The sequence below is a fragment of the Streptomyces shaanxiensis genome, from assembly GCF_039537145.1.
In the GTDB taxonomy this organism is placed as follows: Bacteria; Actinomycetota; Actinomycetes; order Streptomycetales; family Streptomycetaceae; genus Streptomyces; species Streptomyces shaanxiensis.
The window spans coordinates 91,544-105,467 of record NZ_BAAAZY010000021.1 but is presented as its reverse complement, the minus strand read 5'-3'; the positions used below and the strand labels follow the sequence as shown (position 1 = coordinate 105,467).

At 66.7% G+C, this 13,924-nt stretch carries 15 protein-coding genes and 1 pseudogene; 8 read left to right on the top strand and 8 right to left on the bottom strand.

What is annotated here, in order from left to right:
- Nucleotides 1-25: 25 nt before the first annotated feature.
- The 6 genes from ABD932_RS32660 to ABD932_RS32635 form a co-directional block, all read right to left on the bottom strand.
- Nucleotides 26-709, bottom strand: coding sequence for a DUF8010 domain-containing protein (locus ABD932_RS32660; protein ID WP_345018279.1), 684 nt, complete (start codon nucleotides 707-709; stop codon nucleotides 26-28).
- The gene (locus ABD932_RS32655) at nucleotides 706-1,119 is read right to left on the bottom strand and encodes an acyl-CoA thioesterase (protein ID WP_250093002.1); all 414 of its coding nucleotides are present in this window, start codon (nucleotides 1,117-1,119) and stop codon (nucleotides 706-708) included. The genes ABD932_RS32660 and ABD932_RS32655 overlap by 4 nt, the downstream gene beginning before the upstream one ends.
- A gap of 6 nt (nucleotides 1,120-1,125) precedes the next feature.
- Nucleotides 1,126-2,790 carry an energy-dependent translational throttle protein EttA gene (gene ettA, locus ABD932_RS32650; protein ID WP_345018276.1) on the bottom strand — a complete coding sequence of 555 codons (1,665 nt, stop codon included), beginning with the start codon at nucleotides 2,788-2,790 and terminating at the stop codon, nucleotides 1,126-1,128.
- A gap of 205 nt (nucleotides 2,791-2,995) precedes the next feature.
- On the bottom strand, nucleotides 2,996-3,310 hold the full coding sequence (locus ABD932_RS32645) for a hypothetical protein (RefSeq protein WP_345018274.1): 315 nt from the start codon (nucleotides 3,308-3,310) through the stop codon (nucleotides 2,996-2,998).
- Between the two features lie 147 nt (nucleotides 3,311-3,457).
- Complete coding sequence (locus ABD932_RS32640; RefSeq protein WP_345018273.1) at nucleotides 3,458-3,655, bottom strand: hypothetical protein; 198 nt, start codon at nucleotides 3,653-3,655, stop codon at nucleotides 3,458-3,460.
- 51 nt (nucleotides 3,656-3,706) lie between these two features.
- Nucleotides 3,707-4,462 carry a GntR family transcriptional regulator gene (locus tag ABD932_RS32635; RefSeq protein ID WP_345018272.1) on the bottom strand — a complete coding sequence of 252 codons (756 nt, stop codon included), beginning with the start codon at nucleotides 4,460-4,462 and terminating at the stop codon, nucleotides 3,707-3,709.
- 79 nt (nucleotides 4,463-4,541) lie between these two features.
- On the opposite strand from ABD932_RS32635, the gene ABD932_RS32630 reads away from it, so the two are divergent.
- From ABD932_RS32630 to ABD932_RS44105, 5 genes are all read left to right on the top strand, one after another.
- A complete protein-coding gene (locus tag ABD932_RS32630) occupies nucleotides 4,542-4,820 on the top strand; it encodes a hypothetical protein (protein WP_345018271.1) in 279 nt (92 codons plus the stop codon).
- Nucleotides 4,821-5,343: 523 nt separating this feature from the next.
- Entirely contained in the window at nucleotides 5,344-5,568 is a 225-nt protein-coding gene (locus tag ABD932_RS32625) for a hypothetical protein (RefSeq protein WP_345018269.1), read from the top strand.
- 8 nt (nucleotides 5,569-5,576) lie between these two features.
- Nucleotides 5,577-6,308 (top strand): GntR family transcriptional regulator, encoded by a 732-nt coding sequence (locus ABD932_RS32620; protein WP_345018363.1) that lies wholly within the window; start codon nucleotides 5,577-5,579, stop codon nucleotides 6,306-6,308.
- Nucleotides 6,305-6,607, top strand: a complete 303-nt coding sequence (locus ABD932_RS32615) for a hypothetical protein (RefSeq protein WP_345018267.1) — start codon at nucleotides 6,305-6,307, stop codon at nucleotides 6,605-6,607. The genes ABD932_RS32620 and ABD932_RS32615 overlap by 4 nt, the downstream gene beginning before the upstream one ends.
- Before the next feature lie 378 nt (nucleotides 6,608-6,985).
- Nucleotides 6,986-7,171 carry a DUF6233 domain-containing protein gene (locus ABD932_RS44105; RefSeq protein ID WP_425587548.1) on the top strand — a complete coding sequence of 62 codons (186 nt, stop codon included), beginning with the start codon at nucleotides 6,986-6,988 and terminating at the stop codon, nucleotides 7,169-7,171.
- Nucleotides 7,172-8,335: 1,164 nt separating this feature from the next.
- Here the strand turns inward: ABD932_RS44105 and ABD932_RS44100 are convergent.
- Nucleotides 8,336-8,978 (bottom strand): annotated as a pseudogene (locus ABD932_RS44100) (DNA/RNA helicase domain-containing protein).
- A 217-nt stretch (nucleotides 8,979-9,195) separates the two neighbouring features.
- Here ABD932_RS44100 and ABD932_RS32610 point away from each other — a divergent pair.
- The 3 genes from ABD932_RS32610 to ABD932_RS32595 all read left to right on the top strand — a co-directional run bounded on the left by ABD932_RS32610 (nucleotide 9,196) and on the right by ABD932_RS32595 (nucleotide 11,840).
- A complete protein-coding gene (locus tag ABD932_RS32610; RefSeq protein WP_345018361.1) occupies nucleotides 9,196-9,963 on the top strand; it encodes a hypothetical protein in 768 nt (255 codons plus the stop codon).
- Nucleotides 9,964-10,233: 270 nt separating this feature from the next.
- A protein-coding gene (locus ABD932_RS44095) for an IS630 family transposase (RefSeq protein ID WP_425587547.1) occupies nucleotides 10,234-11,309 on the top strand; the annotation gives its coding sequence in 2 pieces (ribosomal slippage) (nucleotides 10,234-10,680 and nucleotides 10,683-11,309; 1,074 coding nt in all).
- 381 nt (nucleotides 11,310-11,690) lie between these two features.
- The gene (locus ABD932_RS32595; RefSeq protein WP_345018263.1) at nucleotides 11,691-11,840 is read left to right on the top strand and encodes a hypothetical protein; all 150 of its coding nucleotides are present in this window, start codon (nucleotides 11,691-11,693) and stop codon (nucleotides 11,838-11,840) included.
- Nucleotides 11,841-11,956: 116 nt separating this feature from the next.
- On the opposite strand, the gene ABD932_RS32590 is transcribed toward ABD932_RS32595, so the two are convergent.
- Nucleotides 11,957-13,333: a pentapeptide repeat-containing protein gene (locus ABD932_RS32590; protein ID WP_345018261.1), complete on the bottom strand. Its 1,377-nt coding sequence runs from the start codon at nucleotides 13,331-13,333 to the stop codon at nucleotides 11,957-11,959.
- Nucleotides 13,334-13,924: the final 591 nt, after the last annotated feature.

Sequence of the window (13,924 nt, the reverse complement as noted above, 5' to 3'; positions counted from 1 at the left end):
GCTCACGCGCCCGTCCCGGCGGGGGTCAGCGAACGCTGACGTCCAGCGCCCCGAGCCCCGCCCTGCGTACGGCGATCGACCCGTACGGCGTCCGCAGCCGCAGCCACGCCCCCGAGGACAGCAGCCCCAGCTCGCTCTGTCCCGCCGCCCCTCGGGGCCGCAGGAAGCCCAGCGACTGGGCCGCGTGCACGGCCCGTACCGGAAGGGGCGTCTCCCCGACCGTCCGGGACCAGATCTCCCGTCCGATCCGGTCGAGCTCGGCCCGGGTGCGCCGCTCCGGCGCCAGCTCCTGCGTACGGGACCGGAACTCGGCCACCGCCGCCCCGACCAGCTTCCCCAGCTCGCCCGGCGTCGGCAGCCCGGCCTCGCGCCGCCAGCCACCGCGCGGCGGGAGCACGCCGGCCCACGGCGGACCGGTGACCGCGGCAGGGACGACGGCCGTGCCCGCCGCCTCGTCGACGGACTCCAGCAGCTCGCCCGCGGACACGGTCACGTCCAGCGTGACGTCGAGCCCGTTCTCGTACGGCTTCGCCAGCCGTACCGCGCGGATCGCCAGCACCTCGAAGGACGGCGGCCGCCCGAAGACGGCGAGCGCGGTGCCGGCCGCCTGCAGGCGCACCGCGGCCCCGCGGTCGTAGTGGAGCAGCCGGGAGAGGAAGGCCGCGAGATCCGCCGCCTCCCCCTCGTCGGCGAGGTGGAGCACCGTCATGCGGCGACGGCCTCCTCCTCGTCGTCATCCCTGTATTCCGCGAGGAACTCCCGCTCCTCGGCGGTGAGCCTGCGCGGCCGCTGCGCCTCGAAGTCGAACGGCACAATCACCGTCGACGCCCGGACGTAGACGAGGTCGTCGTCCTTCACCTCATAGGTGATGGTGAAGGACGCCGCCCTGATCTCGGTCACCCACAGCTCGATGTCCACCGGGTGGTGCCGGTGGACGAGCTGCCGCTTGTAGTCGATCTCATGGCGTGCCACCACGGACCCCTGCTTGAAGTCCTTCTCCGGGCGGAACAGGAAGTCGATACGGGCTTCCTCCAGGTAGCGCAGGAACACCACGTTGTTGACGTGGCCGTACGCGTCCATGTCCGCCCAGCGCAGCGGGCAGCGGTAGATGTGCCGCAAGATCGATCAGCCCCGGGTCAGCTTCTTGTAGGTGGCACGGTGCGGACGCGCGGCGTCCGGCCCCAGCCGCTCGATCTTGTTCTTCTCGTAGGACTCGAAGTTGCCCTCGAACCAGAACCACTTCGACTCACCCTCGTAGGCGAGGATGTGCGTGGCGACGCGGTCCAGGAACCACCGGTCGTGGGAGACGACGACGGCGCAGCCCGGGAACTCGAGGAGCGCGTTCTCCAGGGAGCTCAGGGTCTCGACATCGAGGTCGTTGGTCGGCTCGTCGAGGAGCAGCAGGTTGCCGCCCTGCTTGAGGGTGAGCGCCAGGTTGAGACGGTTGCGCTCACCGCCGGAGAGCACACCGGCCGGCTTCTGCTGGTCGGGACCCTTGAAGCCGAAGGCCGAGACGTACGCACGGCTCGGCATCTCGACCTGACCGACGTTGATGTAGTCGAGCTCGTCGCTGACCACGGCCCACAGGGTCTTCTTCGGGTCGATGTTCTCGCGGCTCTGGTCGACGTACGAGATCTTGACGGTGTCGCCGACCTTGATCGAACCGGAGTCGGGCGTCTCCAGACCCTGGATCATCTTGAACAGGGTCGTCTTGCCGGCGCCGTTGGGGCCGATGACACCGACGATGCCGTTACGCGGCAGCGTGAAGCTCAGGTCGTCGATGAGGACCTTCTCGCCGAAGGCCTTGTTGAGGTTGTTGACCTCGACGACGATGCTGCCGAGCCGCGGGCCCGGCGGGATCTGGATCTCCTCGAAGTCCAGCTTCCGCATCTTCTCGGCCTCGGCGGCCATCTCCTCGTACCGCGCGAGACGGGCCTTGGACTTGGCCTGCCGCCCCTTGGCGTTGGAGCGAACCCACTCGAGCTCTTCCTTGAGCCGCTTGGCGCGCTTGGCGTCCTTCTGTCCCTCGACCTTGAGACGGGTCTGCTTGGTCTCCAGGTACGTGGAGTAGTTGCCCTCGTACGGGTACGCGCGCCCGCGGTCGAGCTCGAGAATCCACTCGGCCACGTTGTCGAGGAAGTACCGGTCGTGGGTGATGGCGACCACGGTGCCCGCGTACTTGGCGAGGTGCTGCTCCAGCCAGTTCACGGACTCGGCGTCGAGGTGGTTGGTGGGCTCGTCGAGGAGCAGCAGGTCGGGCGCCTCGAGGAGCAGCTTGCAGAGCGCGACGCGGCGCTTCTCACCACCGGAGAGGTTGACGACGGGCCAGTCGCCGGGCGGGCACCCGAGCGCGTCCATGGCCTGCTCGAGCTGGGCGTCGAGGTCCCAGGCGTTGGAGTGGTCGAGATCCTCCTGGAGCTTGCCCATCTCGTCGAGCAGCGCGTCGGAGTAGTCGGTCGCCATCAACTCGGCGATCTCGTTGAACCGGTCGAGCTTGCCCTTGATCTCGGCGACACCCTCCTGGACGTTCTCCAGGACGGTCTTGTCGTCGTTCAGCTTGGGCTCCTGCATCAGGATGCCGACGCTGTAACCGGGCGACAGGAAGGCGTCACCGTTCGACGGCTGCTCAAGCCCCGCCATGATCTTCAGAACGGTCGACTTACCGGCACCGTTCGGGCCGACGACGCCGATCTTCGCTCCGGGGAGGAAGTTCAGGGTGACGTCGTCGAGGATCACCTTGTCGCCGTGCGCCTTGCGCGCCTTGCGCATGGTGTAAATGAACTCAGCCAAGAGAAACCGTCCGGCAGCTTGAAATCAGGCAGTGGGCAGATACACCCCATCTTGCCGGATCGCCACCCCTGGGGGGAAACGGGTATGGGCGGGGGGCGCTGACCTGGGGTTCTGCTGGTGGCGACTATGACTCGGCTGTCAATGTCGGTCGTCGTCGGTCGGCCTCGGGCGCCCTCGCACGGCCCAGAGACGGCCCAGGAGATGATCACTCGGCAGACGTCCGCCACTCATCCAGCCTGACCCTCACCTGATGGTTGTGGCCGTGCCAGAAGACCTCCCCCTCCACGGAGGCCCCGAGAGCGGGCAGCTCCATCCCTAGCGGCATGGCCGAGATCTCGGCCAGCGCCACAGCGTTGGGCACACCTTCTATACGCAGGAAGACACCAAAGGGCAGGCGGCCAATGACCTCTCCAGTTATGTGGGTCCCCACTGGTAGAGCTGCGATGGTCGCCGCCCAGCTCCCGATAACTGCGTCTGCGTCCGGCAGGTCCGGGCCCGCGGGCCACGCATACTCATCCATCAACAGATCATGATGCAGTGAGCGACAGGGGCTGAGAAGGCGCTTGGCGTGTCCACCAGGAATCCGCCACTGACCTGGGAAGTCACACCTTCCGATGGCGGCTTATCACCTGCCGTCGACACGCATTCGACATGGCCCGGAGCCGGTTCACGGTCGCCGGTAGGCCGCGGGGTCGACACCCACTCCTGGCGTCCTGCTAAGGGACACGTAGGCGGGGTGCTCAGGATCCCCAACCTGCATGAGGGCGAAGAGATCGAGGTCGTGGTTCGCGAATCTGTGGAGGTACTGGAGGAACAGCTCCAACTCCTCGTCCGACAGCCGCTCATCGTGTCGCTCATTGCGCATGCGGTCACGATACGAGCGGCGAAGCTACGACCTGACGCGGAGCTGTTGCCGCTAGCGGTTGATGGGGATCTCGTAGACGATCTCGCAGTGAGCGGCGGGCACCACGATGTCCGCCGTCTCCACCGGCCGCCCCTCGTCGCTGTAGTACGTCCGCCGGATGTGCGTGACAAGGGCGGCTTTCTGGATGCCGAGAAGCGAGGCCTCCTCGGCGGTCGCCTGCCTCGGCTCCGGTTGCTCCACGGCGTGGCTGACGGTGACGCCGATCGCGGCCATGCGGTTCACGACGCCTGCTCCGGCGTGGGGCCCTCCCTCGGGGAGGACGACGAGCGTGCCGGCGGTGAGGTCGTACGGCTCCCAGCTCGTCGACAACTGCACCGGCCTGCCGTCGGCCAGAAACTCGTACGTAGTCCGGACGCACAGGTCGCCCTCGGTGATGCCGAGCCGTGCTGCGATGTCCGCCGGAGCCGGCACCTTGGCTTCGGTCCGGCTCTCCCAATCCCCTTGCCTGCCCACGGCTTTCATGTCCGCCCGGAACGGTGACGCGTCGGGCCGCTCTCGCGCCGACGACCGGACGACCCGGACCCGCTGCCGGGGCTCGGCGACGTAGGTGCCCGATCCGGCGCGGCCCTCCAGGACGCCCTGGGAGATCAGTAGCTCCTGTGCCCGACGGACTACGTTCTCGCCTACCCCGCACTCCTGGCCGATCTGGGCGCGGGAAGGCAGGCGGTCCCCGGGTTCCCACACATGCTCCGCGATCCGCTGCCGGAGTTCGTCAGCGATGCGGAGATAGGGCGGCTGCTCAGGCATATGGAAAATCTAGTCCACTAGCTCTAATCTAGTTAACTAGCTTTACTCAAAGTGATCGTCGGTTGACGGAGGCTGCCCTGTGCCCGCTTCGGGAGTTAGCGCGGCGGCCATCGCTGCCCGGCTGTCCGACATCGGACTTTCCGCGCGCGTGGAGGAGCACGACCGGTACGCGTCGGTCCAAACGGAGTTGCCGGAGTCGCTCTCCGCCGACTTATGGCGGGAGGTCCTGGAAGTGGTGGCCGAGGCCGATCGGTTCGGGCTCCTCGCCACCAGCTTGTACGACCGCACCCTTTGGGCGGTCGTACACAAAGCGGTCCCCGCGACGGGCGATGTCGGGGGACCGAGCTATCAGCGATAGGAGCTGAACAGCATGCTCAACCGTATCCGCCGCGCTGCCTCGCTCACCAGAGCGCGGTACTTCCCCAAGGGCAGGCACCGCCGTCCCTTACGGCTCTTCCGTCCCACTGCCGCCCGCGTTCTCCCTCCGCCCGCTGACGCGTTGACGGTCGCACTGTGCCGGGCTCCCGATGCCGGAAACCACCATCACCCGCTCGCGGGGGAGGAAAACGCGCTCGTCCGCCCCTACATGCTGGCTTGGGAGCGACGAGCACGGCCGCGCGCGGTTGTAATCGCTCCTCACCTGCCTACTGAGGCCTGGTCGTCCGGCGCAGGGGTCCACTAATGCCTGCCCGCCAACGGCCCCACACCGCCGAAGTCTCGGCCGTTCCCTACCGTTCGACCGCCTGCCGTATCGGCACACACCCTGCCTGCGCGGAGTCGTCCCCGGTCCCCGCACCGGACGACCTGCCGCTTGTCTACGAGACATGCGCCTGCCCGTGTCACTCGACGTCTCACCACTTCACACAGGTGGAGGGGAAGCGGTGAGCGGCAGGGCACCTGGCGGCGCGCTGGCCTCCAACATCGAGGTCACTGCGGCCACCGTGCAGCGCGGCGACATCATCCAACTCGGCGGTCAGGCAAGCCGGGTGAGCGACCTCTTCCAGCTCCCCCAGGGCGCCAAGCAACTCCTATTCGAGTCAGGCGAGCTGCTGACCATACACGCGCGAACCCGGCTTGCTGCCATTCGCGTGCAGAGAAGGCGGTGATCTGGTCCATGCCTTCACGCCATCACGAGATTGCCGACGATCTGCGTCACCAGATCACGACAGGTCACATCAAGCTCGGGGAGCGCCTGCCGTCCGAGGCCGGCCTCGCTGACCGGTACAAGGTCAGCACAGTGACCTTGCGGAGGGCTCTCAGGGTCCTCCAGGGCGCAGGCCTCGTCGAGAAGATCCACGGCAAGGGTAACTTCGTCCGTCGCCCGCCTCGGAAGATCGTGTACGTCGGGGGTTGGGGAACGCTGGACCCATGGACCGCGGCTGAAACGGCCGTGCGTGTCACTGTTCGCACCATCACGGTTCCAGCACAAGGGCGCCTGACGACCTTGCTGAAGGTGCCGACGGGCAGCCCTCTCGCTGAGTTCTTCTGCATCAGCCACGAGGGAGAGTCACCGCAGGGGCTGGCTCACATCTACATCCCACGCGACCTGGTACCGGCCGGAGTGCTGGACGACGCGCCCTCGCGGCGGGACGCGGCCACGCGATTTTCCGTTCTGAGCTCGCCGCGGGCAACTGTCCGGGAGACGGTCTGTGCCCGCCCACCGACACCAGACGAAGCATCGGCCCTCCAACTTCGCTCCGCCGTGGCAGTCCTCGCCATCACACGCGTCGCGACCGACGCCAGCGGGCGAGCCGTCGAGGCCGCGCTTCTGGTGTTCCCTGGGGACCGCGTCGAGGCGGTCTTCACCACCCACGACATGACCGATGAAAGGCAGAAGCACGGATGACGGCACCGAACGAACTGCGGCTCCTTCCGTGGTCGGGGCCGGAGGGCAAGCCCTGCTACCTGAGCACCGACAACAGGGGCGGCTACATGTCTCGCCTGGCAGACAACGTGGAAGCACTGCAACTAGGAACGGCTGCCGATCTGCTGGAACAAGCCTCGGACAAGCTCGACGCCCCAGACACGGGCCCGGAGGACCTGCGACGGCTGGCCACGGAACTGACCGGGGCTTTGCAGGACGTGCTCCGCGTTGCAACCATCCGCGGTCACCTCCTGACTGCGAGCAGGCCTCGTCACCCTTGACCGACATCTCTCGCCGGTCAGGCCCGATGCTGATTCCCAGCATCGGGCCTGACCGGTTATTCGTCGCCATCGCCGCCTTGGTCTTGAACCCAGAACTCTTCGTCCCCGAATTAGGCCCTGGAAGATCGCCGACCTGGGAGCCACGCCAAAGATGCAGGTCAGGCCGTCGGGCTGTGCCGGTCTCCGGTGGCCCTCCCAAGCCGCCATCACAAGATCCTCTCCAGGATTTCTCCAGGACTGTTGAGGCGCGCCTCGCCGTGGGCTTCCTTGCATGTCTAACGGGGGGCTCCGGTACCGCGAAGTGACTGAGCGAGTCGCAAGTCACCCTAAGGGCTCAGCCGTGTCGAAGCGTCGTCACTGCGGCGGCCGCCGCTCCCAATGGGTGGGCGCCGACCACTGCCCCGTGGCGCAGATCGTGCCCGGCCCCAGTTCGTCGTCCAGCAGAAGCGCACACTCCGAGGACCCGAGCCGGCCATCGTCCACGTCGGCGACTGCACGTTGATCGAAGGCACACCCCCCATCGGATCCGCGAGCGCGACGCGCGTGTCTCGCTCACGGACCTGACCATCGAGCAGGGCTACTAGGAGACTGCGGGAGAAGACCTTCTCCCAGCTTTCTCCCAGGCTCAGCTCTGCTAGGAGCCACTCACGAGTTCTCTCTCCCGGAAGAGTTCTCAGAGCTGTGATCACCTGTCACGGCGCTCCCGATGTCACGGCCCGCAGCCACGGCACCCTCGCCACTCGCAGTGACAACGCCGCGGCTACCCCTGACCGAGGAGGCCTTTCCAGACCCGGCAGAAGCTCTTAGCCGCGATGGCTCCTCCGCGGGTGCGTAGGCGGATCGTGACGAGGCGACGACCCCCCAGGCGCTGACAAAGTTCGCAGCGGACAGGAGGAGCAGGAAAAAGGGGTCGGCGTCGGAAGTTAGGCCCAATGCGAAAGCCGTCATGGTTGCTCCCACGCACAGGCCGAGCAGCGCAGTGACCCACCTGCGCCCCGCCAAACTCCATCTCCAGCGCAGTCGACTAACGCCCAGGGACGATCGTCGCGTTGCTCGAGCGCGCAGCAACAGGTCGATGCTCCGGGCCCAACTGGGTGCCTGTTGTTGAGACGGAGACTGAAAGGCGGCAGCCCTTCGCGAGATCACAGAGATGACGCGCCCTGCCAAAGTGTCGGCATACAAGGGGATCACATCCCCCCCGCGCCGGGGTCCTGGGGCGGGATGGTAGCCGCATGTTCGCCTGCCAGCCCCGGTAACGGTTGAGGCGCCAATGGTGCAGGCGAGGTCGGTTGCTGCTGCATTGCCGCCTGCGCCTGCACTGCCGCGATGCCTTCTCGTCCCACGCGGATGACCAACGGGACGAACAGAGTCACCTTTTCAAGGACATGCGGTGCTGTGGCGCCAACCAAGGCGATCAGCCATGCCGACGCGCCAGACGTTATGGTCTGAGTAACTGCTGCTCCAACGCCAGCACCGAGCAGAATCCTCAGCACGGCAGCGATCAGATACGCCAAGAGGCCGGGTGCATCTTCGTCGGTCTCTCGGGGGGCTGGGGCGCTCCCAGGATTGCGAAGACTGCTAGCGCCCACTCTCCAGGGGAGTCTGCGCCAGCGCCGAACAGCGATCATGTAGTCCAGGGCTTCCATGGCAAAGCCCCCGAATGCGCCCCATAAGGCGCCCTCTACCCATCCCATCCAAAGCAGCGTAGAGGGAGCAGTGATGCCCTGACTACGGATTGTGCAAAGTGCCGTTTACAAGGCGTCGGAGTTGGTTCTGAGTGGCGGAGTCAACCGCGTAGAGGCGCGTGCCTCGGGTTCCGCGCGTGGCTGGTACGCGGTAGGTGTTCAGTGCGTAGCGCAGGTACTGCCGTGGCGACAGTCCCTGAAGGGCGGGATCACGGCTCTCTTGGGGTCTGGCCTGCCAGCCGTTGGGAGTCCAGGTGATGTCGTCGCCGAGGATGACGGCACTGTAGTCGTATTCCATGCCCTGGGGTGTAGACGCAGGCGATCTGCTGGTGGCCACCTTGGTCGGTGGCCCAGAATGCCCGTCCTGGTATGTCGGTGCCTGCGAGGATGCCGCCTGCGCCGGAGTTCCAGGGCCGTTGCCACAGATGGTCCCCGGTCTCGTCGGTCCAGGGGATGGAGACCTCTGGCGTGAGAGGCGGGGTGGGGGGTGAATCCCAGGGCCAGCAGAAGCCGGCGATCATGCGTGCGCTGCGGCCCGCATGGTGGTGGGTGGCGACCCAGTCTTCGAGTTCGGCTGGGCTGTCGGCGACGGCGAGGTCGTAGTCGGTGCCCTGCCATATGGGTGCCTGCCCGTCTTCGGTGAACAGGGCGTCGATCCAGTCGAGATAGGTTCGCGAGCCCCGCACCGGAACTGCGTGGTCAGGTCGATGTGGGCGAAGGTGTAGCCGCGGGAGTGGGCAAAGCGGCGGAGTTCGTCGAGGGTGGTGCCTTCGCTGGGGCGGACGATCTGGCGCGCGGTCCGCACCCGTCCCGAGGCGGCCGTCCACAGGCCCGCGTCACCCGGTAAGGTGGCGATCTTCGGTCGGCGGAAGCCGTACGGAGTCCTCGAAGGCCGGGCACATGATGCATCTCGCTGACCATCCGGCACGCCGCCGCCTCAACGCCGCCCTGGGTAATCTCGCCGTCACTTTCCGCGGCATGACCGCGCATCCGGACGAGCACAACTGCGAATGCCATTGGGGCAGTGCGGAGGAGCTCTCCATTCTGAAGACGCCGGACGTGGAGCTGGAGCCGGATCTCCTGCGCCGGACTTGGCAGGCCGCCGACTGGACCGATCACGCGGCCGTGCTGCGCCGCATCCTGCCGCAGTTCGCCCAGGCCCTGGTCGCCGGTCGCGCGGAACCCCTGTTCGGCCTGGAAGAGGCCGGGTCTTCCTTCGCCCGCGGCCGCTGGCAGCAGTGGCCCGACCATTGCGCCGGTTCGGTACGCGAGTTCCTGCATGCCTGGTGGGAGGACAGCCTCACCGATCCGGATGCGGTCGTCCCGGCACATCAGGTCTTCGCGATGTGCGTCGAGGCATCCGGATCGGTCCGCCCCTGGCTTGCCGTATGGGAGAAGCAGACCGGGTACCTCAGCGACCGCCGTCTCGCCGAGGCAGCGGCGGAATGGGAGTACGAACTCCTGGGAGACAGCTTGCCGTGGAACGTCGGCTGGTACGAGCACGACGAGGAGGAGATACGCGCCGAACTGGTCGCCTGGCTCCTCGGCCACGCCGCGGTGCGGCTCCGCGAGTCGGGCGCATCGGCGGATCTACAGCACCGCATACGGCTGCTCGAATTCACCGACGAGGACCGCTGGACGGATCAGCACTGGCCCGGCCACCGCTACTGACGACGAACGGGCACAACGGCTCCCGTGGCTGCACGCCCCGATCCGGCGCGACCTCGGGGCCGGACCGCGTACCCAACGGCGTGTGTGGATGCGTACTTGGCTGTAAAGAGGCCGGGCGTAGGGACTTGATCAGTAGCCGAAGAAATGCAGGGCCGGGTCTCTGACCTACGGCCGTGTAGTCGATCAATGCTGCGAACTGCGACTACTGACTTGTAATGCGTGATGTCGTGGGGTGCTGACAGGTCGTGATCGTCGCGGTACACCACGGTCATGAGGTACGCGCAGGGTGGCGGGCTGACTGCCGAGCGGAGGGCATTTCGCGAGCAGATCCGTCTGGATGCGGGCGAGATGTTCGCGGCGGGTAGCGACAACGCCGAGGTGGCGAAGGTGCTGCGGGTGCATGTGTGCTCGGTGCAGCGCTGGCGGCGCGAGTGGGCCGAGCGGGGTGAGGCGGGACTGGTCTCGAAGGGGCCGGCGTCCCTGCCCAAGCTCAGCGACGAGCTGTTCGTGAAGCTGGAGGCGGCGCTGGCGTTGGGGGCGGTGGCGCACGGCTGGCCTGACGAGCGCTGGACGCTCGCGCGGATCCGGACGCTGATCGGGCGGATGTTCCACAAGAGCTACACCGGGCCCGGGGTGTGCCTGTTGCTGCACCGGCACGGCTGGTCGCCCCAAATCCCGGCTCGCAGGGCGGTGCAGCGCGACGACAAGGCGGTCGCGACGTGGGTGAAGGAGACCTGGCCGGCCGTGGAACCACCGCGGCGGCGCTCGGCGCCTGGACCGTCTTCGCCGACGAGGCCGGGTTCTCGATCACGCCGCACACCGCCCGCACCTGGTCCCGCAGAGGTGCCACCCCGGTGATCCGGGTCAACGGCGGCAGCAAACGCCACCTGTCGGTGGCCGCTCTGTGCTGCTACAAGCCCGGCGAGCGGCCGCGGTTGGTCTTCCGGCACACCGGTGACCGGCGGGTCGACGGCCGCAAGGGCTTCTCCTGGAAGGACTTACGGGACCTGCTCACAGCTGCCCGCACCCAGCTCGGCGGACCGATCGTGCTGGTCTGGGACAACGTCGGCCTGCACCTCAGTCGCGCGATGCGCGCCTGGATCACGGCTCGGGACTGGCTCACGGTGTTCCAGCTGCCAGCCTACGCACCGGACCTCAACCCCGTGGAGGGCATCTGGTCCAGCCTGCGGCGCACCAGCCTGGCCAACATCGCCTTCGCCGATTACACGCACCTGGTCACCGCCGTCCGCCGGGGCCTACGCCAGATCCAGTACCGGCCCGCCATCATCACCGGCTGCCTCATCGGCACCGGCCTCGCCATGAGCCCTGCCGACATCACGCATTAAATGCTCAGTAGGGCGTCGGAGCGTCCAAACATGACCTTGCCCCCTCAGTTCCCCGCGATGTCAGGCACAGAGGGGGCACGCAACCTGTTGTGGCTCGATCGCTTCTGCCAATTCTGCGCTATGCCGCTATCGTGCGCGCTCATGGGGAAAGCTGTGCGTCTGTACTGGGGATACATAGCGGTTGCAGCTCTCATCGTTGCGTGGAGCCAGCAGTGGTCGCTATCAATCATCGTTGCCCTGTCGGTCGCAGTCTCGGTCTATGCGTCCTTCCAAGTGCCGGTCTAGTGTGGAGCGGTCAACCGCGACGGGCGCACGTACTGCCGTAACAACGCCTACGGCGTTCTGATGGGGTGTCGGAACCGCCAGCATCGTTGGCAAAAGATGAAGATGATCGTTCTGCGCAGCAAGGTCGGAGACGTGAGCCGTGCGGTCTTCCCGACGCCGAAGGAAAAGTTCAATGCCGCTCTGGCTGTGGGGGGCCTGCTCTCTGCTATCGCGGCGGTGATCGTTCCCGCTGTGACGGGCGGGTGAAGTCAGTCCTACATCGCTATGCGGTGATCGACTCATGGCTACTCGGCCCTTCAGCACTTGTGACGGCCTCCTCGGTTGGGGCAGCAGGCTATTGCAAGCTTGGACGATGGCCCTCGTCAGGCCTCCATCGGATACCAGTCAGGAGGCAAGGTCAGCCCCGCGGGGAGATATCCCCTGTGCTCCGGGATCAGGCCCGTTGGCGGGACGCCGCTTGCCATCGACATGTCGACTGTGCCGCCGGAGAACCTCACTCCAGAGAAGTTGACCGTGCCCCTGGCAAACTCCGCACCGAAGTTGACCGTGCCGCCGGTGAACCCCGCGCCGCGGAAATTGACCCTGCCAGCGGAGATCTTCGCTCCGAGGAAGGTCACCTGGCTCGCGGAGACTTCCGCATCGGAGAAGTCGCCCCGAGCGCCGGAGAACCTCACCCCGGAGAAGTTGACCGTGCCGCCGGCGAACTTCGCGCAGCGGAAGTCGATCGTGCCGCCGGTGAACCCCGCGCTGGAGAAGTTGACCCTGCCGGCGGAGATCTCCGCGCCGCGGAAGCTGACGGTGCCGCCAGAGAGCTGTGCGTCGCGGAAATCGACGATGCCGCCGGAGATCTTCGTGTTGCGGAAGGTGACCTTTCCGCCGAGAACCTGCGCGTCGCAGAAGTCGACCCGAGTGCCGGAGAACATGGCGCCATAGAAGTTGACCAAGCCGCCGGAGACCTTCGTATTGCGGAAGGTGACCTTGCCGTCAGAGAACCTCGCTTTGGAGAAGTTGACCGTGCCGTCGGCAAACTCCGCCCCGAAGAAGTTGACCGTGCCGCCGGAGAACACCGCGCCGGAGAAGTCTCCCCCGTCGAAGGCGACGGTGGTGAAGTCAAATTGGTGGCCCTGCCACGAGTGCGGATGTTTGGGAGCGAGCCGGAGGTGGTTCCGGATGAGGCGAATCACGGTGTGCCGGACTTCTCGCAGGGCCAGGTAGCTGTGCCGGGCTTGTGCGTCACCCTCTGGCAGGTCGGCCTTGGCGGTGTAGGGCAGACGGAGGTAGGCGCACAGCACGTCGATGCAGGTCTGGCGCAAGTCGCGGGTGGGGGCGTCATCGGCCAGGCCAGCCAGGGCGTGCACGGCGCCGAGCTGCACGGCTTCGGACTCGTTACCGAGCTGATCGACGGCGTGGGTGAAGCGTTCGTTGTGCAGGCGAGTCTTCTCGCGCTCGACCTCGTCCTCGCCGACTTTCTGACGCCTGTAGGCCACGACCAGGGCGACCAGGGCGCCAGCGCCCGCGACCACGCCGAAGGACAGCTTCGCGAGGTCGAACAGGGTTTGGGAGCCGATGCGCTGCTCGGATGCCAGTCCCTGGGCGCCGAGCAGCTTCCACCCGATGAAGAACACCGCCGCGGCCGCGACAACGGCGGCAGCGAAGGCCAGCACAAGGACCCGTCGGATCGGCCACAGGTGCAGGCCACGCTGCTGTTCCGGCCGCCGCCGGGGCAGAAGTCCTCTCACCCCTCCACCACAACATCACAGTCCGCCGCCAACGGCGGCAACGCGCCGCCGTACACCGCAGGACGCCGGGATGCCGCATGAATAGGGAAGGTTCTACCGCGCTGAGAGGGCTCGATGGGCGCCGTCGTGGCTTCGCGCTGAGCCTGCAAGTGAGCGTGGACGAGTTGAGCTGCCTTCGGTTGGCCGGCCAAGTGCCCCACAGCCTCGGATGGAGCGTCTGCGGGCGCGCTCCGCCAGGTGCAGTCTGGGAGAGAGATTTCAAGATCTTCTCCCAGATTTCTCCCGAGGGCCTAGGAAACCACTCAGGGGCCTGACCCGCGATGCAGATCAGGCCATTGACCTGGTAATTCACTGTCGGGGTGGCGGGATTTAAACCCACGACCTATTCGTCCCGAAGCAACTTGAGTAAGGGCTCGCCCCGGGGTCGGTGTACTTCTCACCTGCGCTGATGGTCCGCAGACGTCCATGCTCGTCCGCCGGTGTGCGTCGGTGTTGTCACGCAGTTAGACACTCATGGCTGCTGTGCAGCGCGTTTCGCTGCCACGTTCCGGGCGTGAGCTTCGCGCCGTAGTCGGTGCTCGTAGTCAGCGA

What these genes read in the sequence shown, in the direction of transcription:
- ABD932_RS32660 (WP_345018279.1), bottom strand. Translation starts at nt 709, where the DNA reads ATGACGGTGCTCCACCTCGCCGACGAGGGGGAGGCGGCGGATCTCGCG.
- ABD932_RS32645 (WP_345018274.1), bottom strand. Translation starts at nt 3,310, where the DNA reads ATGGATGAGTATGCGTGGCCCGCGGGCCCGGACCTGCCGGACGCAGAC.
- ABD932_RS32640 (WP_345018273.1), bottom strand. Translation starts at nt 3,655, where the DNA reads ATGCGCAATGAGCGACACGATGAGCGGCTGTCGGACGAGGAGTTGGAG.
- ABD932_RS32635 (WP_345018272.1), bottom strand. Translation starts at nt 4,462, where the DNA reads ATGCCTGAGCAGCCGCCCTATCTCCGCATCGCTGACGAACTCCGGCAG.
- ABD932_RS32620 (WP_345018363.1), top strand. Translation starts at nt 5,577, where the DNA reads ATGCCTTCACGCCATCACGAGATTGCCGACGATCTGCGTCACCAGATC.
- ABD932_RS32615 (WP_345018267.1), top strand. Translation starts at nt 6,305, where the DNA reads ATGACGGCACCGAACGAACTGCGGCTCCTTCCGTGGTCGGGGCCGGAG.
- ABD932_RS44105 (WP_425587548.1), top strand. Translation starts at nt 6,986, where the DNA reads ATGGGTGGGCGCCGACCACTGCCCCGTGGCGCAGATCGTGCCCGGCCC.
- ABD932_RS32610 (WP_345018361.1), top strand. Translation starts at nt 9,196, where the DNA reads ATGCATCTCGCTGACCATCCGGCACGCCGCCGCCTCAACGCCGCCCTG.
- ABD932_RS32595 (WP_345018263.1), top strand. Translation starts at nt 11,691, where the DNA reads ATGAAGATGATCGTTCTGCGCAGCAAGGTCGGAGACGTGAGCCGTGCG.